Here is a 20,290-nt window from a genome sequence, read left to right as displayed (position 1 = left end):
GTACATCTGACGCATAAAAGGCGACAGTTGGCTTCTATATATAAAAAAAATAGCGTCCTTCACAAAAGAAGAACGCAATTTTTTCCTTTCTCGCTGGCTCTCTATCGGGAAAAATCAAAATCAGTATCTGAAGGACCACTGATCCGTCCAGAAAGACTTGTGCGGATCCGGTAAACATAGGTGAAACCACGTTTAATATCTCTATCGCTATAAAAAGTGGTTGTGATCGGATCCTCGGTTTCCAAAGTCGTATAATCTCCGTCTGTTAAATTTCGAATGGCAGAACCGGAAGCAGCTCCGGCGATTTCTGCCCGTTGAATGATGAAATGGTCATACTTATCGGGAGCTACCCAGGTCAAATTGATCTCGGGAACAGCGGCATTGTAACGAACCACCAGGTCCGTTGGAGGCACGGGGACTATATCAGTTGTGGTCACTGTCCTGATGGGCGAACGCTCACTCTCATTACCCTGGTGGTCAATGGCAGAGATCTGATACCTGTAAGTCGTGCGGTTTAGCAGGTCGGTATCTCGATACATCTGATGCATCGCATCTAAGGTATCTATCTCAATCGGCACAGTATTCAATGGGTCCGCGCGATAAATCACAAAGCTGGCAAGTCCGGTCAGATCGCCGCCATTAGCATCCCTTGTGGGGGCGACCCAACTCAATTCAATCGCTGCGCCACTACTCGCCAAAATAGCGACAAAATTGCCGGGGGTAGCGGGCGGGATATCGTCGATTTGTACCGTTGCAGAGGCAAATAGCGATGATTCGCTTTCTGTGTTATTTAGACCAACCGCTTGCACGCGGTATATATAGGTCTGATCCGCTACCAGCGGCGAATCGACATAAGTCGTATGCACGGTCATAAAGGTCGCTTCGGCCACTGTCTGTGCCGGGTCTGTATAGCGCATGACGCGATACCCGATCAGTTCTGCTTCTGTATTGGCAGACCAGGTGATGGCGATATACCCAATTCCAGCAGTCGCGCGTACATTGCGCGGTGCTGCCAGAACCGGAGGCGGCTCGGTGGCCTGTGCAGAGACAAAGACCGATAGTTCGCTCTTCACATTGGCGGCACCAACTGCCCGCACCCGATAGATAAAGGGTTGTCCGGCTGTGACAGGGGTATCTACATACGTCGTCAACACAGAAGAGAAGATCCTGTCAGGTGTTGCATCTGCGGGATCTGTAAAGCGCAAGATCTCGTATCCCGTTAATTCTGGCTCGGTGTTTGCCGTCCAGGTCAAGGTGATTTTCAACTCACCACCAGTCGCGCGTACATTGCGCGGTGCTGCCAGAACTGGAGGCGGCTCGACGGCCTGTGCAGAGACAAAGGCAGATAGATCGCTCTTTATATTGGAGGGACCAACCGCACGCACTCGATAGACAAAGGTCTGTCCGGCTGTGACAGGGGTATCCACATACGTCGTCAACACAGAAGAGAAGATCCTGTCAGGTGTTGCATCTGTGGGATCTGTAAAGCGCAAGATTTCGTATCCAGTCAATTCAGGCTCGGTGTTTGCCGCCCAGTTCAAGGTGATTTTCAGCTCACCACCAGTCGCCTGCACGTTGCGCGGGATGGCAAATCCTTTGGTGGTCACAGATACTGGCTGAGATCGGGGTCCGGCATTGCCGGCCTGATCCAATGCTCTGACTGCATAAAAGTATCGCGTCAATAACTCGACAGATGTGTCCTCATAACTCATTTGATTGCTCGATACTGCGGCGATCAGCGCAAAGGATGTATTGTTCTCGCGTGACCGGTAGATTTCAAAGGAGGTCAATCCGGTCAGTTCATTGCCATTGCTGTCTCTTGTGGGAGCCGTCCAGCTGATGAGCACGCGTTGGAAATTCGCCTCATCCAGGCTGGCGATGAGATCCGAGGGTGCGCCGGGAGGGCTCTGATCGGCTGAGACGGTTGCGGAGGCATAGAGCGATTGTTCGCTTTCTTCGTTATTGGTACCAACCGCCTGTACGCGATAGACATAGGTCTGTCCCGATACCAGCGGCGAATCGACATAAGTCGTCTGCACTGTCGCGAAGGTCGCTTCGGCTGCTGTCTGTGCCGGGTCTGTATAGCGCATGACGCGATACCCGGTCAGTTCAGGCTCGGTGTTTGCCGCCCAGGTGATGGTAATGTGACCAATCCCACCCCTTGCCTGCACATTGCGCGGTGCTGCCAGAACTGGAGCAGCTTCCGTGGCCTGGGCAGAGACGGGGGGCGACAATTCGCTCTTCACATTGGCGGTGCCAACCGCCCGCACCCGATAGACAAAGGGTTGATCTGCTGTGACAGGAGTATCCACATACGTCGTCAACACAGAAGAGAAGGTTTTGTCGGGTGTTTCGTGTGTGGGATCTGTAAAGCGCAATATCTCATATCCCGTTAATTCAGGCTCGGTGTTTGCCGTCCAGGTCAAGGTGATTTTCTGCACACCAGGAGTTGCCCGCACGTTGCGCGGGATAGCAAATCCCCTGGTGGTCACAGATATCGGCTGAGACCGGGGTCCGGCATTGCCAGCCTGATCCAATGCTCTGACCGCATAGAAATACGTCGTGAGTAATTCGACAGAAGTATCCACAAAACTCACCTGATCGCTCGATACTGTGGCGATCAGTGCAAAGGATGTATTGTTCTCGCGCGACCGGTAGATTTCAAAGGAGGCCAATCCGGTCAGTTCATTGCCATTTCTGTCTGTTACAGGTGCAGTCCAGTTCAGCATCACCCGCTGGAAATTATCATCGTCCAGGCTGACGATGAGATCTGAGGGCGCGCCAGGGGCGCTCTGATCGGCAAGTGCCTGTCCGTCGATGAAAGTGGAAGTATCACTGCGCAATAGTCCAAGATTGGGATCTTGCACAACGGTTTGAATTTTGTAGTAGTACACTTGATCGGTCGCGACAAGCGAATCGACATAGGTCGTCTGTCCCGTGGTAAAGAGCGTGTCGTTTGTTACGGGTGTAAAGGGACCTTGTGTGGATTGTGACCGTAAGACCAGATAGCCCAGCAAGTTGGGATCGTTTACGGGATTCCAGGATACGACAATGCGCGCCTGTTCATTTTGCGTTGCGCGCAAGTTAGCAGGTACTGGTATATTCGCGCCTGGTGTGTCTATGGTTACTAAAGTAAGTGCCGGAGGTCCAGTGTTGCCTTCTGGATCGACGGCGATGACTATGTAAACGTGAAGCACGCCAGCTTCGAGTTCATCGGTATCGAGGAAATAAGTCTGGTTGGCAGGTACGGTTCCAAGTTCGACGAAAATATCTTTCAACTCGGCGGATATTTCTCCCAGATTATCGAGGTCGATGCCCAGTTCTGTGGCGAGTTGGACCAGCGCTGCCTGCGAACCCTGTATCTGGAGTTTGCCCTGCGAATCTTTGATCCTGAAAATTCTGTACCCGGACAAGCCGGTCAATTCCTGATTGCCCACATCCATTTCCGGCGCTGACCAGCCCAGTGCAACCTGTTTTCCATCGGCATCGGTGATGGCGACGAAATTCATTGGCATGGCCGGTGCGCGCGTGTCATCGAGGACTTCTGCACTTACAAATGTAGATAATTCGCTCGATTGTCCTTCTACATCTACGGTGCTGAGTTTATAAAAGTATATTTTCGATACATTGGCATCTATTGTCGAATCCACATAAGTCGTGCGTGCTGTCGTCACGTCGGGAGCGGATGATTCGCCGCGCAATAGCACGAAGTCTCCCGTGGCCGATGTTGACCGCCATATCCCATATCCCGCAAGATTTGTGCTGTTCACGGGATTCCAGTTCAAAGTGATCCGTCCAATACCGCCCTGGGCGCGAATATTGCCCGGCGGATTCAAAGTCGTCGTGGTTCCTTCAAATTGTGAGTCAACCGGATTTACGCGTTCGCGTCCGCATCCCCACATGGCTATTAAAATTATCGCAATCCCCAAAAGGCCGAGTTGTAGTCGGCGCGTCCACCAGTGCTTCATAATAATCTCCTCATTGCCCATTACTGATGATTAAAATTTTTTTTTCAATACAATCCCAACAGATTTTTTGCGAATATCACTGTTGAGATCTATTTTGATTCGTCGATCAATTTTGGGCATTTTATCATCCACTTCGCTGTGTATGAGCAAACGCAAACCACTGATCAACAAAATTGCGGAAAATCCGACACTCATCATGCTCTTGGTATCTCGATCGCTTGTGCGGTTAAAAAGCTGTTCGGCTTCTCGAGAGTCTTTCGCCGTCTTATAGGCTTCGTAAATGTCGTTTGCATCGCGCTTATAATCAATGGCGCGCTTGGCCATATAAGCACTGCCACCGAGAAATAAAACACCAAATGTGCGCCGTGCAGTAAAAAAGGACCGCGCTTCGGCAACAGGGGCCAAACACCCCCAAAAAAATGCGGTTGCCAGCACGACACAACACATTTTATACATCCGTCTGTGCATACTTACTTACTCCTTCCCTGAGATTTCGAGGGTTTAGACGAGAGTACATGATTAAAAGTTTCGGATAACTGATATATTCTATTCAAATTTTCTTTCGGTTTTTGTCTTTTCCCAGGTGCGCACCATGCGAACGAGCTTTGTGCCGAGAAGCTTATCGTGAAGTGCTCGGCTATCGGGATCCCACAGCATCCAAAATCCACTAAATCCCAGTGTTGCGATAAAAAGCAGAGGCTGTAGAACAAATCTGCCTACAGCCTGCGACCAGGTTGGAGTACCTCCCCCAACGCGTTCGACTCGAATGCCCAATTCGCGCATCCCCGGGGTAAATCCAGAACGCGCCCATCCCGATAAGGTCAGGAAGACTCGAAAAACGAGCAGGATGACCAGAATGATTCCAAAATCATTCCAGATAATCATCGCTCTGCTCTGCGCTGCGGGGTCTCCCTCGATCAATCCAACGGCGATATCCTTCGCACTTCCTACGAAACCCGTGATGTCTGACCAGAGATCATCGGATTGATTGCCACCACCGCCTCCGCCACCTCGCCCGCGTCCTCCGCCACCTCGTCCTCCGCCTCGTCCGCCGCCAGCACTTGCGGTTTGCGCGCTTGGAAAAAGGACGCTTTTGAGAAGAAAAAAAATTAAAAAAGGAACGAGCACTTGCATGGAGAAATCAATCGCGCTCGACGCGAGACGTCTCAAGATCCCAGGGGGATCCGTCAGCGTACTTGCGTCCATAGATTTTGGATCAAAGTCTTTTAAGCGCGCTTCGATTTCTGCCCTGACTTGATCGAATCGCTCTGGAAATAGGTCGCGATCCAGATGTGCATAAATATCTTCGAGTTCTGAAAGCGAATAGTTCTGAAGCGATTCGACAAATGCTTCATTTCGGCTCTGCTCCATACTACTCCTTGCGGTCGGTTAGCGAATACAGCGTTGGGATCAGTACCAGGGTTACCAGTGTTGATACGACCAGGCCGCCAATAACGGTAATGGCCATAGGCGCGCGTATCTCTGCACCCTGCCCTACCGGGAAAAGCATACCCACCACAGCCATGACCGCGGTGAATACCTGCCCGGATAACACGCCATCCAACGCGCCTTCGATGCTTTTGACAAGGGGCTGAAAATTGAAAATGCCCAGTGCCATGGGCAACAAACCGAGCACAGTCGTCGAGGTGGTCATCAAAATGGGACGCAGGCGCACTCTGCCCCCTTGTGCAATCGCTTCCATTTTGGGCATGCCCTCATCTCTTCGGAGCGTGTTGATATAATCGATGAGCACGATGGCATTGTTGACGACAATGCCAGCCAACATAATCAAACCAATGAGCACGACCACACTGATGGTCTGCCCGGTTATGAGGAGCAGAGCAAAAACGCCTACCAGCGCAAAAGGTATGGCAAACATGATTACAAAAGGATGAACGAGCGATTCAAACTGCGATGCCATCACCAGATAAACGAGAAAAATCGCCAACCCAATCGCCAATTGCATACTTTCAAATGACCGCTGTTGCTCTTCATTTTGCCCACCCACTTTAATCGAAAAATCGGCGGGCAACTCCATCTGATCAATTTCGCGTTCGAGGTCTGCGACGACAGCACTCAGACTTCGACCCACCAGGTTGGCCGAGATCAATGCCACGCGCTCCTGGTCAATTCTGCGAATTTCAGCAGGTCCCATTTCCACCTGTAAATCGGCGACTACACTCAAAGGCACCGGCGATGGGGCATTGTTGGGGCTGATGATCAATCGCCTCAGATCATCTACTGTGCTTCGATGTTCCTCTTCGGCGCGGACGCGAATATCGACTCTCCGATCTCCTCGGGTAAATTGTGTGGCAACCTCTCCTTGAACCTGATTGCGGATAATCTCGCCAATGGCGTTAATCGTCGTGCCCATTTGCGCCACGCGCTTGCGGTCAAACCGAATTTGCACTTCGGGTGTACCGCCCTCGCTTGTTGTTTTAATATCTGTCAGTCCCGTAATGGTTTGCATGCGCGCCATCATTTCTCCGGCGATCATCTGTAGCGACAGCAAATTATAACCGGCGACTTCCACTTCGATTGGCGTGCGAGACGAGAATAGCGATGGGCGGGCAAATTTTGTATCCACGGCGGGAATTTCTACAATCATCTGGCGCAAGCGATCCATTACGGCAATTTCGCGATCTCGAATAATGCCCTCGTGGAGTACGACATTGACCTCACCCACATTTTCCCTTTCTTCTCCGCCGCTGCCCCCAGATGCCGATTGTGTACCGACAATGCTGTAAACCAGGCGCACTTCGGGTTGACTGCGAACAAGCCTCTCAATGGCTTGAATGGTTTGGGTTGTGGCGGCAAGGGGTGTGCCCAGCGGCATTTCGACTGCAATTGAGAATGCTCCCTGGCTCATTTCGGGGATCAGTTCACTGCCCAATCTCGAGCCAAGTGTCCAGGTGCCACCCAAAAGGGCAATTGCCAACCCAATCACATACAGGCGATGTCTGAGTGCCCATCTGATAATGTGCGGATAGACGAGATAAGCGCGTCCAATCACTCTGTCGAAAATCCAGAATAAGGGTGCAAGACAGGCCAGAATACCGCGTCCAATCCATCCTACAACTGTGCCCAGCAACCCCGCAATACGAGCCGGAGCTTCGACACCGCCTTTGTGTCCGCTTTCCTTTTTGCGTTTTTCTACGGCGGCAAATTCACCGATCCATGAAAATTCTAACGAAGCCAGCATGGGAATGACCGTGAGGGCAACGAGGAGGGAGGCGACGAGCGAATAGGTCACGGTAAGTGCCTGATCTCGGAAGAGCTGTCCGGCAATGCCTTCTACAAAAACAATGGGGACAAAGACGCATATTGTCGTCATTGTAGAAGCCACGACAGCTTGTCCCACTTCCGACCCCCCTTTATTGGTCGCTTCACGCGGACTCATGCCGCTTTCCTGGTAACGCTGTACACTTTCGAGTACGACAATTGAGTTGTCAACCAGCATGCCTATTCCCAGGGCGAGTCCACCCAATGACATGATGTTGAGACTCACATCCGATGCGTACATGAGGAAAAATGTCGCAACAACCGAAATGGGAATAGATACGCTGATGATGCCCGTGCTTTTGGGGCTTTGCAAAAACAGATAGAGAACGATAATGGCCAAAAAACCGCCCAAAATAGCGGTGTTGAGGACCTCGGAGACCGAGTCTCGAATGAATGTCGATTGATCCGAGACGACCTCCATGCGCGAATTACCGAGCAAATCGCCGGATGTGCGGCGAAATTGCGCGATGGCTTCTTTAACGGCTTGTGCAACTGTTACAGTATTGGCATCACCCTCTTTGTATATGGCCAGTTCGACACTTTCTTGCTGATCAATGCGCGTAATTACCGTGCGTTCGCGATGCCCTCGGGTCACCAGCCCCACATCGGCTAATGTGATAATGGTGCCCTGCCGCTGGCCCACCACAATATCCTGAATTTCTTCTATTGTTTTAAATTCGTTGAATGTGCGAACCAGGTATTCTGCTTCGCCATCTTTGAGTTCTCCGCCCGTCAGGTTCACATTTTCCTGGGCTAAGCGATTGACGACCTGAGATAGAGGAATGCGCAATGCAGCCAGTTTGGGCTGGTCAATCTCAACTTGAATTTCTTCTTCCAGGCCGCCATTGACGCGCACAGATGCGACCCCTTCGAGGCTTTCCAACTCGGGCTTAATTTCTTCTTCGGCCAGGAGGCGTAGCGAAATCAAACTTTCTTCGCCGTAGAGTCCGATACGCATGATCGGGTCCAGCGAAGGGTCAAACCTCAGCAGTACGGGTTTTCTCACGTCCTGTGGCAGGCGTACCTGATCGAGCTTTTCCCGAACATCGAGAGAAGCAAAATCCATGTCCGTACCCCAGGCAAATTCCACAACCACATCCGATATGCCGGGGCGCGAGGCCGATGTTACCCGGATAACTCCGTTTACCACACCTACAGATCCCTCAATCGGCTCGGTGATTAAACGTTCCATCTCCGAGGGTGCTGTGCCTTCGTATTCTGTGCGCACCGTCAGGGTGGGATAGGTGATATCGGGCAGCAGGTTGATCGATAGGCGCTGAAAAGCGACCATGCCAAATAGCACTGCCGCAGCCACAAACATCGTTACTGTTACCCGTCGCCGGGTCGAAAATTCAATGAGTTTCATGAGTTTTAATTACCTCGTCCGCCTCGTGATGGTATCAATCCTTTTTCTCGCATCTCAGTCACAAAAGCGCGGAGTTTTTCCATATTTGTTGCGAGTTCGGGATCGTCTTTCACGCGCTTTTCGTATTCGGCTTTGACTTCGGGGAAGCGCTCAATTATGCGTTTTATGCGGTCTGTGGGATCACCTCCGCCTTGCCCGCCTGCAAAACCTCTGCCCTGTCCGCCTTGTCCCATCTGTCCACGTCCCTGTCTGCCCTGCCCCTCGCCACCTCGTTGTCCTCCCTGACCCATCTGCCCGCGCCCACGTCCTTGTCCCTCGCCACCTGCAAAGCCCCTACCCTGTCCACCTTCACCCATCTGTCCACGTCCAGCGCGCCCCTGTCTGCCCTGCCCCTCGCCACCTGCAAATCCTCTGCCTTGTCCACCTTCACCCATTTGGCCACTTCCACCACGACCACGTCCCTGTCTGCCCTGTCCACCTTCACTCATTTGCCCACGTCCAGCGCGCCCTTGTCCACCTTCACCCATCTGTCCGCGTCCCTGCCTGCCCTGTCCTCCCTGACCCATTTGCCCACGTCCTTGCCTGCCCTGTCCACCGCGTCCGGCAAATGCGGGAGGTGCGGCTTCTCCTACGAGGCGCACGGGTGAACCTGGTCTCAAACCCTCCTGTCCCACAGTAATGACCTGCTCTCCCTGGGAAAGGCCCGAGAGGATCTCTAAACGGTCGCTGTCTGTAAAGCCGATTTCGATGCGTTTGCGTTGCGCCTGCCCGCGACCACTTTCGGGATCGGTTTCAAAGGTGAATACCTGGTTGCCTTCTCCTTCGAGTACGAGGGCTTTTTTGGGAATGACCAGGGTGTTTATTCGCGTTTCAGTGATAATATAGACCGAGGCAAACATCCCGGGACGCAGCAGACTTGCATCTGTTCGAGGTATCTCGACGGTTACTTTGACCGTGCCGCTTTCGGGATCTACCACGGGACTGATCATTTTCACTGTGCCCGTAAATTCTTTTTCAGGCGCGGCTTCAACAGTAATGCGCGCAGTCTGTCCTACGGTGATTTTACCAAAGTCCTTTTCCGTTACCTGGATGCGCGCAAGCAGGGGATCAAATTTGGCTACAGAGGCCACCACTTGATTGTTGGTGACCATGTTGCCCACTTCGATATTTCTCAGCGTCATGATGCCTTCAATAGGCGATCTAATCGCCGTGTAGCTCAAATCGAGTTTGGCCTGTTCGAGTTGTGCTTTGGCCGATTCGAATTGGGTCTTGGCATTTTCATAAGACTGTTTGCTACCCAGATTGCGTTGAAATAGGGCATCTTCGCGTTCATACCGCTGTTTGGCTTCAAGATAGGCAACTTCTCGCTGCGCGACGCTGATCTGGGCAGCGTCGGCGTCGAGCCGCGCCATTACGGTGCCCTCGCGTACGGGGTCGCCTTCTTCTTTTAGTAGCGAGATGACCTGCCCGGCTCTGCGCGCTCGAACGTCAACCCATCTTTCGGCTTCGAGTGTTGTGTTTTTGAGGATATATGCAGAAATATCCCCTTGTTTTACAGTCTCGACCTTGACGGGCGCAGCAGCGCCGCCACCGCGTCCACCGCGTCCACCGCGTCCAGCACGTCCGCCCTGTGTCTGTTGTGCTTCTTCACCGCAGGCAAAGAGCGCGAGAAAAAGCAGCACGAACCATCGGTGTTTGGCTATTTTTTGCATCATCCCTCCGTCTTCTCAAAACTTATAAAAATTAAAAGAAAGTAAACAATTACTCACTTATTTTTGCACAAAATTCTTTATCACTCGGCTTTATTGCTGTGAATCCTGTTTCTGTGCTGGGCACGCCGTCGAGCCTCTTGTTCGGCCATCATCTCATCAAATTCTTTTCGCTGGTCAGGTGTCAAAATTTCCCGAATTTGAGCGCGAGTTGTGTTTCTCACTTTTCCAAACTCAGAGCGGTAGGTCGTGTTGATATCGACCATGCATTTGCGCCCTTCCTCGAGGATTGTGTCCAGTTGTGCTTTCTGTTTATCTGACAGGTCGAGCTTTGCCACCATTTCAGACATGCGCACTCGCCTTTTTCCAGAATTACCAGACGCAAGACTTTCGTAAACAGTCCCTATCACCGCGCCGAGTAATAAACACAAGACGATCAGGCATGTAAAGCGGAAACGCGAAATAAACATAATAAAACCTTCTAACGCGTGTTGTCGGATAAGACGAGGTCGAGTACGCGGTCTTTGGAAAAATCATCTTCGGTCAAACTCACAACTTCTCGAACCTCGCGGTCGAGCGAACCCTGTAAAAAAGCATCCAGCGTGACAGGTTCAACATTTCTGTCCAGGCGCTGGGTCAAAAATGCCAGCGAGCCAATAGAGATCAGCAACATTGCGGCAGTGGCGAATTTTTGAAATCCCCATCGGTTCTTCATTCGCGCCACTTCTTCCTGGACTTTTATATCTACACGCCGCACAAAAAAACGGTCGGGTGAAGGTGGAGACCAGGCGGCAAATAGTTTACGCACGCGCACCATCTCGGCCAGTTCACGCCTGAGACTGTCAGATGTGCGCAACAGTATCTCAACTCTGGCTCGATCTGCTTCTGTCAATGCATCGTCGAGATAAGCCGACAACAATTCGCGGTTGATGTCAATGGTGTTGTCTGCGTCCATATTTACGCCTCGATCCAGTTGTCGTATTGCACCTGCAAAATTTCGCGGAGTTTTGTTCGCCCTCGAAACAGGCGAGACTTAACGGTTCCTATTGAGCATTTGAGCAATTCGGCAATTTCTTCATAGGTCAGACCTTCAATTTCTCTCAAAACAAAGGTCACGCGGTATTCTTCCGATAGATCGTCCAGGGCGCGTTCGAGGATTTCTTGAAGTTCCCGCCGTTCAACGCGCATATCTGCATTTTGGGGCTGACCCGCCCAGATGCGCGGCGCGTCCCAAGTTTCTCGATGTTCATCCAGAGAAACAAAGCTGCGCCGATGTCTGGATTTGAGGTGATCTAAGCAGCAATTGACAGCGATGCGATGCAACCATGTTGAAAATAGCGATTGTCCCCGAAATCGATTCAGGGCGCGAAATGCCTTGAGAAATGCTTCTTGCGCCAAATCGTCGGCTTCGTCGAGATCGCCAATAAGGCTGTAAACCGCATTGTACACGCGTTCATGGTGTCGCTGTACCAGCAAAGAGAAAGCCTCTGTGTTGCCTTCTAAGACCCGGGCGACGATTTGGATATCTTCAATATGTGAAAAATTGGACGATTTGGAATCGCGCATTGTTCCGACCTCGCAACGAATCAGCGAATCAGCGAATCTACGAATCAGCGAATCTACGAATCAGCGAATCAGCGACGGAGTTTGTAACAATACTGGCTTATATCATGTCAGCACATGCTCTGGGTGGTTGGGCGGGATTCGTCTATTCGTCTATTCATCTATTCGCGCTTTTCTCGTCTATTCGTTCCGCTGTGGCATTGGTAATCCGTCTGATTCCCACACCTCTGACGAGGTCCAGAATCGACATCACATCGCCATAAGGCAATTGGCGGTCTGCTCGCAAAATCAGGCCCCCACTTTCATCGATCTCCGCCACGTGTTGTTTTAATAATTCCCGCAATGCCGGTTGATCGACGATCTGACCATCCAATGCCATTTGACCATCTGCCGATACATTGAGAATATAACGCCTCGCGTGTTGTGTTTTTTCCGCGTGTTCCATGGCGGGTAGTTCGACTTTGAGCGCGGATTGATCGATAAATTGCGTGGTTACGAGAAAAAATGTAAGCAATAAAAACAGGACGTCGATCAAAGAGGTCACGTTGATTGCAGGGCGGCGCTTGAGGGGCATTTGCATTCGCATCACTATCTACCTTCGGAGCCTTGAAACCCCCGGAGTTTTTTCAGAAGGGTATTGGCGTATTTCTCAATTTCCAAAATCAGGCTTTCTGATCGACTGCTGTACAAATTGAAAAATACGAGTGATGGAATTGCAATAAAAAGTCCGGCGGCAGTCGTTAGAATTGCTTCGGAAATGCCTCCTGCCAGGAGATTGGCTTGTCCTACGCCCACTTCTGAAACCTGTTGAAAAACTTTGATCATGCCCAGAACAGTGCCCAGAAGTCCCAAAAGCGGCGAAACTCCCGCTACGGTCTCCAGTACCACCAGTCCTTTTTGCAATACGCCCATTTCCTGACGGCCCTGATCCAGAATACTTTCCCGGACCTCTTCTAAGGACAAATGGCGATTGTCTAACCCCGCGCGCATTACCGCGGAGAAAGGCCCTTTGTGCTGCCGACAGACGTTTAAAGCCAATCCAATGTCATCCGGTCCTTGAATATTGTCGATTACACTGACAATTTCGGGCCGGATGACGGTGCGACGGCGCAGTGCAAACCCGCGCTCAATTGCAATGCCCAAAGCCAGTACTGAGCACAAGGTCAGAGGATACATCATGAGACCACCCTGTTCAAATAGTGCCCAGCCCATATTATTGTCGCCTTTGACCTTTTCCAAAAATTAAATATTCAAAAGTACCAGTAATGTCGAGGTACTCATCCGGGAAATCTGGTGGTAATGCCCTGAATGGTGCCGAGAGTTCAACAGCCTTCAGGCTCGTATCGCGCAACAGGTCATGGCCCTTATAGTCGATCAATTCGGGGCCTTCGAGCCGACCATCGCGCCAGATTCTGAATTTCACCCTGGTCATGCCATCGATCATACCCAACTCGAATGCGCGGGGCGGATATATATGACGGTCAATATGTCGCTTGAGATATTTCATATAGGGCGCGAAATTCCAGGCATACGTGCTCAGTTGCAATCCCCCGCGTTCGAGTGCGCGGGTTTTGCTATTGTCCATATCTATGCGCGATTGGGGCAATTCCCCGCCCAGCACCGCGCGTTCTCGCTCTTTTCGCGCTTCTTCGGGGTTTTTCTGCAACACATCCACAAAGCTAAAGGGGCTGTCGGTGGTTTCCTGTGTACGGTCTGTGCTTTGTGTCTCACTGCGCGGCCTGCCCGGTGCTGACGCCTCTATATTCTTTGCCCGCGATATGCCATCGGAAAATGGCAAGTGGCTTTCGGGCAAGGGAGCCGTTTGTTGATCGCGAGAGATATTATCGCGCTCTGCGAGCAATGAAGTTTCTTCGGGCGGAGCATCGTCTCGATTTTGAGGTACATCGACAAATTCAAATGTTAGAGGCGGTGATGCGGGTATTTTTTTTGCCGGCGGTACAATGATCGCAGACAGCGGGTTCTCCAGGAGCAGGAACAGGATGTGCAGCAGAATGGCTGCGGTATAAGCCCAGAGGTATGGATTGTTGAGTCTCATTGCCATATACCCATTCCGCCTTTGTTTTAGTTTGCTTCTGCGACTTCAATAGCTTGCGAATGTAATTTCGCCCAAATGCCCTGGAATAAAGACATTCCCCCCACATAAAAAAAACCAGAGGCAAACAAAATAAGGAATGGCACGGGGAAATACAGCCCTTTCGCAATCGAATACGCCATGGCACCCAGCAAATAAAAACCGAGTCCAATTTCCAAAAATGCAGTTATATTTTTTTTCAGGGCGTAATTTTTGCGATACCAATTTCCATTCCTGCCGATAACGCGGTATTTAGGGGTGCGATTAAATGCGGTCTCGTGCCCTCGCAGTGCTTGAATTACTCCGCGCGCGTTGTTCAATGAAATCCCCATGCCCAGGGCGAGTACAAATGGCAAATACAGGATGCGCGATTTCCAATCCGAATATATTTCCCGCTGCGAGTGGATGTAGTATCTCGAGATCACACCCGTCGCGCCTACAAAGAGGGGAAAATCGATTATCAGTACTCTGAGCCAGCCGAGGTCTTCCCGCAGAACAATTGCGGGGAAAATGAGAATGGAGATCATTGCCATCAAACAATATGCAAAATTGGTTACCAGATGAAAAGCGGCTTCGCCCTTTACGCGCCACGGGAGATGGCTTTGCAACAGGGTTTTCAGTGTTTTTTTGGCGGTTTGAACAGAGCCTTTTGCCCACCGAAATTGCTGTGATTTCCAGGCATTTACTTCCACGGGGATTTCGGCTGGCGTTACGGTATCTGCGAGATATACAAATCGCCAGCCCGCCAATTGCGCGCGATAGCTCAAGTCGAGGTCTTCGGTCAGGGTATCGTGCTGCCAGCCACCGGCTTCGTCGATACAAGCCCGACGCCAGACACCTGCTGTGCCGTTAAAATTGAAAAACAAGCCCGAGCGGCTTCGGGCACCGTGTTCCATAACAAAATGGCCGTCGAGATAGATGGCCTGTACGCGTGTCAAAATGGAGTAATCCCGATTCAGATGCCCCCAGCGCGTCTGAACCATGCCGACTTGCGGTTCGACGAAATACGGGATGGTTTTGTTCAAAAAGTCTGGTTGCGGCAGAAAATCGGCGTCAAAAATTGCGATCAATTCACCGCGTGCAACCCGCAATCCCTCTGCGAGCGCACCGGCTTTATACCCGGTGCGCGTTTTGCGGTGTATCAGCGCGATATTCAGTCCCGAATGTCGAAGTTCATCAACACATTGCCTGGCAATTGCGGTTGTTTCATCGGTCGAGTCGTCTAAAACCTGAATTTCGAGGCGGTCGGTTGGATAATCCATTTTGGCGACGGCGCGAATTAGTCGTTCGACCACATAGCGTTCGTTAAATACGGGCAATTGCACTGTCACAAAGGGTAGTTCATCAAAGGTGCCGCGGGGAATGGGTTGTTTGCGACGGTGCTTATAGTAAAGGTGTACCATCAAGTGTCGATGCAGGCTTACGAGCATCAGCAATGCAAACACGAGGCTGTAAGTGGCCAGCAAAACGGATTGCCACCAGGCCATACAGATCTCCATAATGAAAGTCAAAACAGATGTGTTACCAGTGCAGTGCAGCAAAATATAGGGTTTGGATACGTTCCGTCAAAGTATTTTGTGTCAATGTCTCTGTGTTGTCTAAAACGCCCGGAAACACTTAAATCGCTTTGCCGATTACTTGACACAGACCGTTTGAGGTAACTATATTGGATTGCGATAAAACAGGTGCAATGAGCAGCATTAAACCACTATTCCGATAGGTTCATAAAATCTATGGTCGGACTTAAAATAAAGGATTGAGACCGTGTACGATAAATATTGGAATCTGACAGCATTGCCGTTTGAAAATGTGCCGGATCCGCGTTTTTTTTATTCTTCGAGAGATCACCAGAGAGCATTGTTGCAAATGTTTTACGCGATCAATAACCGCCTGGGGGCTGCCGTGCTCACGGGCGACACGGGCTGTGGCAAAACCGTTGTGAGTCGCATGCTCATCCAGGAACTGTCATCTGACAGGTATAAAATCGCACTTATGGATAGACCCGGTCTTTCGCCGGAAGACTTTCTGCGGGATATGCTCGGGCAATTGGGTGTTGAGGACCAATCGAACGGAAAATTGCAACGCGCACTTGAGGTTCAGGCTGTCAAAAGTGCCAATGCGGGCAAATATACGGTCGTCATTGTCGATGATGCCCATGCAATAGAAGACGGCAATACATTTGAAGCGTTGCAATCTCTGTTCAGCTTTCAACGCAATGGGCGTTTTTTTCTCACCCTTCTCCTCGTTGGACAGGCAGGTCTCGAGGAACGGGTCGCGGGCGTTGAGGCATTGGGACAACAGGTCGCGCGGCAATATCACCTCGCACCGCTCAAGCGCGAAGAAACCCTGTCTTATGTGCAAACACGTCTGGAAAAAGCGGGAGCCGATCGGTCCTTGTTCGACGAGGACGCGCTCGACGCGCTCTATCAAGCGTCCAATGGTGTTCCGCGAGATATAAATAATATTTGCGATATTGCCCTGTTGCTCGGTTCTGATGCCAAGGTCAAAACCGTCGGAGAGGATCAGATAGAGAAAGCTGTTTACGCGGTTAATAATTTGTAGCGATCAGCGGTCAGCAAATCAGGCGATGATGAAAGCCGTCATTGCGGCATGGTGTAAGCCGCAATCCAGAAGGGTTTTGGCCGCCACGCCGCAGGCACAACGCCAGTCATCCAGAGGGAATAAAGTATGAAAACAATTGACCTCTTCAATCTCTATATAGACGAATCACGCCCTGACGTACCATGGTCAGAATATAAAATCGGTAGCCTTACAGTACGTCTCACAGATGACTACAATGACAAGGTTTCTCTACTGCCTCAACCTCCAATGTGGACCCTCAATGAAACAGGGCTACAACGCTCGCCAGCACAAAAAGGTACCTGGCAAGCCACAGCAACTGTGTCCTGGAAAGGGGCTGGAGAAAAAAGTATTCTTCTCGACAAGGTGGCCGACGATGGGGGACTGTGGGATCTATGCAATTTGCTCACTTTTATGACAGGTAGAATCGTAGTTACAGAAAAGTACCAGGAAAGGTATAGACCCGATATATATGGTGACTGCTATGCAGTAGTTCCAATTGAGACCTTGCCTGCAGCAGCACTTGCTTGGCAAAATAGGGAGTGCCTGGTATCCAAAAATTTGCACATTGCCCTGCACTTATACAATGAAGCAATGAACGCCAATCTCCTGCAATCCCGTGCTGCGTTATACTGCACGGCACTTAACATTATTCTCGACCAGCATGAGATGGTCTATGAAAAGGTCAGCAAGCCTATCCGTAAGAAACTTAAAAATGAGATAAGCGATCTTCTTACAAAAAAAACGGAACTTCAACCGGATCACGAGGAACGATATAAAAATTTGCTACATGGTCAGATTGATCGTGGCCCATCTTTGTTAGAGAAATTATTTTCGCTCCTGCAATCACTTGAGATTATAGACCCGTCGCCAACACCTGAGCAAAAGACTCGCGTTCAATATGTTGACCGGGTGCGTAATGTCCTGATGCACACAGGTCGGATACCAGAGTTGAAAGGGCTTGATGACGAGCAGGCAGAAAGATACACCGTCAATATAGCTGCTAACGTCGTTCCTGAACTCATACGCATTGTCATTGGCCACCATTTGGGTTTCAGGGCAGATGATTTTGGAGTGTATTGTCAGATAAAAGATGACACGATTAACTTTTTTCAAAATGGGGTATTTCGAGAACACAGATTTGCGGAGATCTGTGAACAAGTGCTGAAGAAAAATAGCGAACTTTACCAAAGGCTAAGTTGATGTATTATATCAGCTTAGATGCAGTTTTAGCACTTCACAGGCGTATTATTCAAACAAGTGGTGGATCTATGGGAGTGCGCGATCATAGCGGACTGGAATCGGCTATCGCACAACCCTTTATGACGTTTGGAGGACAGGATCTCTATCCTACCGTTATAGAAAAGGCGGCAGCCTTGTGTTTTTCTTTGATTCGGAACCATCCCTTTGTGGATGGGAATAAACGGGTGGGGCATGCCGCAATGGAAGTATTCTTGCGTTCCAATGAATATAGAATTGATGCTACCGTAGATATGCAAGAGCAAATTATTTTGGGCGTCGCATCAGGAGAGGTTTCCCGCGAGCAACTTGTCGAATGGTTGAGAGAGCATATTTGTGAGCTACATTGAGTGCTCTGGAACAACGCGAAAAGGATTTTTATATAAAAAGAATTGTGAATACAAGTTGGAGTTACCCCACTTGTGATGCTGTTGCCGAATTGATCAAGAGGGAGTCTGCGGTTAAAAAAATGGCTGTTTGTGGCTTGCATTTAGGCTCTGTAAGCTCTCTGTTTAGTTGCATCGGGACATAATCCGGAATTCGGCAACAGCATCACTTGTAGGCGCATTCAAAACAGAGTTTCACTTAAAGGTATATTGCAATGATGAAGGATCGTCCAAATCGGGACGCGCTTTCTAACGCGCTGGACATTTACCGCGACGCGATGCGCCCGTTCATCGTCCGATGCTTGAAGCGGGTTCAGGGCATGCGAGTTGAAGATGCGATAAGCGAATCGCTATATGAGAAACGCGAGCTATTCCTGCAAAACCTGGATCGGAGCGGCAACGTTGAGGATGCGATTGACATTAACGACTTTCCAAACCTGGTCATCAGGAAGTGGCAACCAGTCTTTAGTCAGGTGTTTAAGGGTGATAAAACGGTCGGAAATCTGTTGTGGGTAATCGTAGATGTGCGTAATGAAGTTGCACATCCAGGGCGGCAGGACCTGGATGCAGATTACGTCCAGGCTCGTCTGTATGACATTGCCGACCTGCTAGGACGCATCAACGCACCCGAAGCGAAGCGTGCAGTAGAAGATATCAGAGACTGGCTTTTAGGCAGAGGGAAAGCCGAAGCACAGCCTAAACGCTCTACGCAAAGTGAAGATGGTGTTTCTGACGTGCTTGAATCCGATCAGAACATTAAAAACTATGACGTTACGTCCTTTGTCAAAAGAGTTAGGGATCTGGCAATAGATGATTTGCCTGACGAAATCAAACCAACAAAGAATAGCAGAAAGGCCGTTAAAGGCAGAGAGAATAAAAATGATCGCTGCTATCACTTATGGTATCGGGAGCAGCCTTGGGGAAACTGGGGGTCCCTATGCTACGAAGTCGAAATGACGTTCGACGATCCATCTAAGACAGCATCCTGTAGCAATGCACTCGTCGCAATCAGATACGGCGAGAACAAATACGGGCAAATCGGTGGTCTTTCTTATGGTAAGAGCAAGTCATTGAAAAGTTTCGTGAATAATTTGGATATACACGAAGGCCAGAGGCTAAGACAGCGTAACAGTTGGGGACGAGTCGAGGTTAATTTTGGCAGTAATATACTGAACGATGAATTCGCCAACGCTCTGGCAGATACGCTCAGGCGTTTCATTGAGGTCGCCACACCGAAAATCATGGATTTTTTGGACGAGCGCAACGAAGAGGAAACTTGACGCTGTGTGAAACAACGGTTGCCGGTCCTGAATTATCTCAAAGTCACAAAAGGAGCGATTTCATGGGTATGACAAAAGAAGAGAAATTTCGATTTGATTTGCAGGGGTTTTTGGTTGTTAAAGATGTGTTGAGCGCAGATGAGGTGGATGCGCTGAATAAGTTGGCTGATGAGGTATGGGCTGATCCTGCCGACGAAAAAGATGGGCACCGCCGCACGAGTCGCGTTTCGATGTGGGGTCCAGAGACGCAGGCGTTGTTTGATCACCCCAATGCGTTGCCGTATATGATTGAGTTGTTGGGACCGACGTTTCGCGTGGATCACGATTATAGCATTTTTATGAAGAAGGGCGCGAGGCGCGGGCGATTGCACGGAGGGCCATCATTGCAGGCGGGTGTGCCGGGCGATCATTGGTACAAATACCACGATGGTGTGATGCGCAATGGGTTGACGGTGTTTACGTATAATCTCGCGCCCGCGCGCAAAGGGGATGGCGGCTTTGCATGTGTTCCCGGGTCGCATAAGAGCAATTTTGTCAGTATTCCCAGCGATGTGCGCAATTTTGATCGACCGGCGCACTATGTACATCAGCCCGAAGCAGAAGCCGGGGATATGATCATTTTTACAGAGGCACTGGTGCATGGAACAATGCCATGGGAGGGCGAGCACGAGCGCCGTTCATTGCTGTATAAATTTAGCCCGGGACATTCGGCGTGGGCACAGAATTATTACAATCCAGACGATTATCCCAATGTGACAGATCAGCAGCGACGGATTATGGAGCCGCCATCAATTGGCGGGCGGCAACCAGTGGTGATGTGATCGG

General features: G+C 50.4%; 17 protein-coding genes. 5 read left to right on the top strand and 12 right to left on the bottom strand.

Translation table 11 applies throughout. From position 1 onward, the window contains the following. Window positions 1–101: 101 nt before the first annotated feature. The 12 genes from F4Y39_23885 to F4Y39_23830 all read right to left on the bottom strand — a co-directional run bounded on the left by F4Y39_23885 (window position 102) and on the right by F4Y39_23830 (window position 15,467). Window positions 102–3,968 carry a hypothetical protein gene (locus tag F4Y39_23885; protein ID MYC16781.1) on the bottom strand — a complete coding sequence of 1,289 codons (3,867 nt, stop codon included), beginning with the start codon at window positions 3,966–3,968 and terminating at the stop codon, window positions 102–104. 30 nt (window positions 3,969–3,998) lie between these two features. After that, entirely contained in the window at window positions 3,999–4,436 is a 438-nt protein-coding gene (locus F4Y39_23880) for a hypothetical protein (protein ID MYC16780.1), read from the bottom strand. Between the two features lie 78 nt (window positions 4,437–4,514). Beyond that, window positions 4,515–5,339, bottom strand: coding sequence for an RDD family protein (locus tag F4Y39_23875; protein ID MYC16779.1), 825 nt, complete (start codon window positions 5,337–5,339; stop codon window positions 4,515–4,517). A gap of 1 nt (window position 5,340) precedes the next feature. Next, window positions 5,341–8,616, bottom strand: a complete 3,276-nt coding sequence (locus tag F4Y39_23870) for an efflux RND transporter permease subunit (protein ID MYC16778.1) — start codon at window positions 8,614–8,616, stop codon at window positions 5,341–5,343. 5 nt (window positions 8,617–8,621) lie between these two features. Next, a complete protein-coding gene (locus tag F4Y39_23865; GenBank protein ID MYC16777.1) occupies window positions 8,622–10,331 on the bottom strand; it encodes an efflux RND transporter periplasmic adaptor subunit in 1,710 nt (569 codons plus the stop codon). 77 nt (window positions 10,332–10,408) lie between these two features. Then, entirely contained in the window at window positions 10,409–10,675 is a 267-nt protein-coding gene (locus F4Y39_23860) for a hypothetical protein (protein ID MYC16776.1), read from the bottom strand. Between the two features lie 131 nt (window positions 10,676–10,806). Beyond that, window positions 10,807–11,280, bottom strand: a complete 474-nt coding sequence (locus F4Y39_23855; protein ID MYC16775.1) for a hypothetical protein — start codon at window positions 11,278–11,280, stop codon at window positions 10,807–10,809. A gap of 2 nt (window positions 11,281–11,282) precedes the next feature. Further along, complete coding sequence (locus tag F4Y39_23850; GenBank protein ID MYC16774.1) at window positions 11,283–11,891, bottom strand: sigma-70 family RNA polymerase sigma factor; 609 nt, start codon at window positions 11,889–11,891, stop codon at window positions 11,283–11,285. 154 nt (window positions 11,892–12,045) lie between these two features. Then, window positions 12,046–12,474, bottom strand: coding sequence for a biopolymer transporter ExbD (locus F4Y39_23845; protein MYC16773.1), 429 nt, complete (start codon window positions 12,472–12,474; stop codon window positions 12,046–12,048). Between the two features lie 2 nt (window positions 12,475–12,476). Beyond that, window positions 12,477–13,100, bottom strand: coding sequence for a MotA/TolQ/ExbB proton channel family protein (locus tag F4Y39_23840; GenBank protein MYC16772.1), 624 nt, complete (start codon window positions 13,098–13,100; stop codon window positions 12,477–12,479). Between the two features lies 1 nt (window position 13,101). Further along, window positions 13,102–13,950, bottom strand: coding sequence for a hypothetical protein (locus tag F4Y39_23835; GenBank protein MYC16771.1), 849 nt, complete (start codon window positions 13,948–13,950; stop codon window positions 13,102–13,104). A gap of 20 nt (window positions 13,951–13,970) precedes the next feature. Then, the gene (locus F4Y39_23830) at window positions 13,971–15,467 is read right to left on the bottom strand and encodes a glycosyltransferase (protein MYC16770.1); all 1,497 of its coding nucleotides are present in this window, start codon (window positions 15,465–15,467) and stop codon (window positions 13,971–13,973) included. Window positions 15,468–15,744: 277 nt separating this feature from the next. Here F4Y39_23830 and F4Y39_23825 point away from each other — a divergent pair, with 277 nt between their 5' ends. From F4Y39_23825 to F4Y39_23805, 5 genes are all read left to right on the top strand, one after another. Further along, entirely contained in the window at window positions 15,745–16,542 is a 798-nt protein-coding gene (locus F4Y39_23825; protein MYC16769.1) for an AAA family ATPase, read from the top strand. Between the two features lie 126 nt (window positions 16,543–16,668). Then, entirely contained in the window at window positions 16,669–17,763 is a 1,095-nt protein-coding gene (locus F4Y39_23820) for a hypothetical protein (protein MYC16768.1), read from the top strand. Next, entirely contained in the window at window positions 17,763–18,149 is a 387-nt protein-coding gene (locus F4Y39_23815; GenBank protein ID MYC16767.1) for a type II toxin-antitoxin system death-on-curing family toxin, read from the top strand. Before F4Y39_23820 ends, F4Y39_23815 begins: the two co-directional genes overlap by 1 nt. 251 nt (window positions 18,150–18,400) lie before the next feature. After that, window positions 18,401–19,465: a hypothetical protein gene (locus F4Y39_23810; protein MYC16766.1), complete on the top strand. Its 1,065-nt coding sequence runs from the start codon at window positions 18,401–18,403 to the stop codon at window positions 19,463–19,465. A 68-nt stretch (window positions 19,466–19,533) separates the two neighbouring features. Continuing rightward, window positions 19,534–20,286 (top strand): phytanoyl-CoA dioxygenase family protein, encoded by a 753-nt coding sequence (locus F4Y39_23805; protein MYC16765.1) that lies wholly within the window; start codon window positions 19,534–19,536, stop codon window positions 20,284–20,286. The last annotated feature ends 4 nt before the right edge of the window (window positions 20,287–20,290 follow it).

Source organism: Gemmatimonadota bacterium, from assembly GCA_009838845.1.
In the GTDB taxonomy this organism is placed as follows: Bacteria; Latescibacterota; UBA2968; order UBA2968; family UBA2968; genus VXRD01.
Note: the sequence above shows the minus strand (reverse complement) of the source record. Positions and strands in the feature narration are given on the sequence as shown.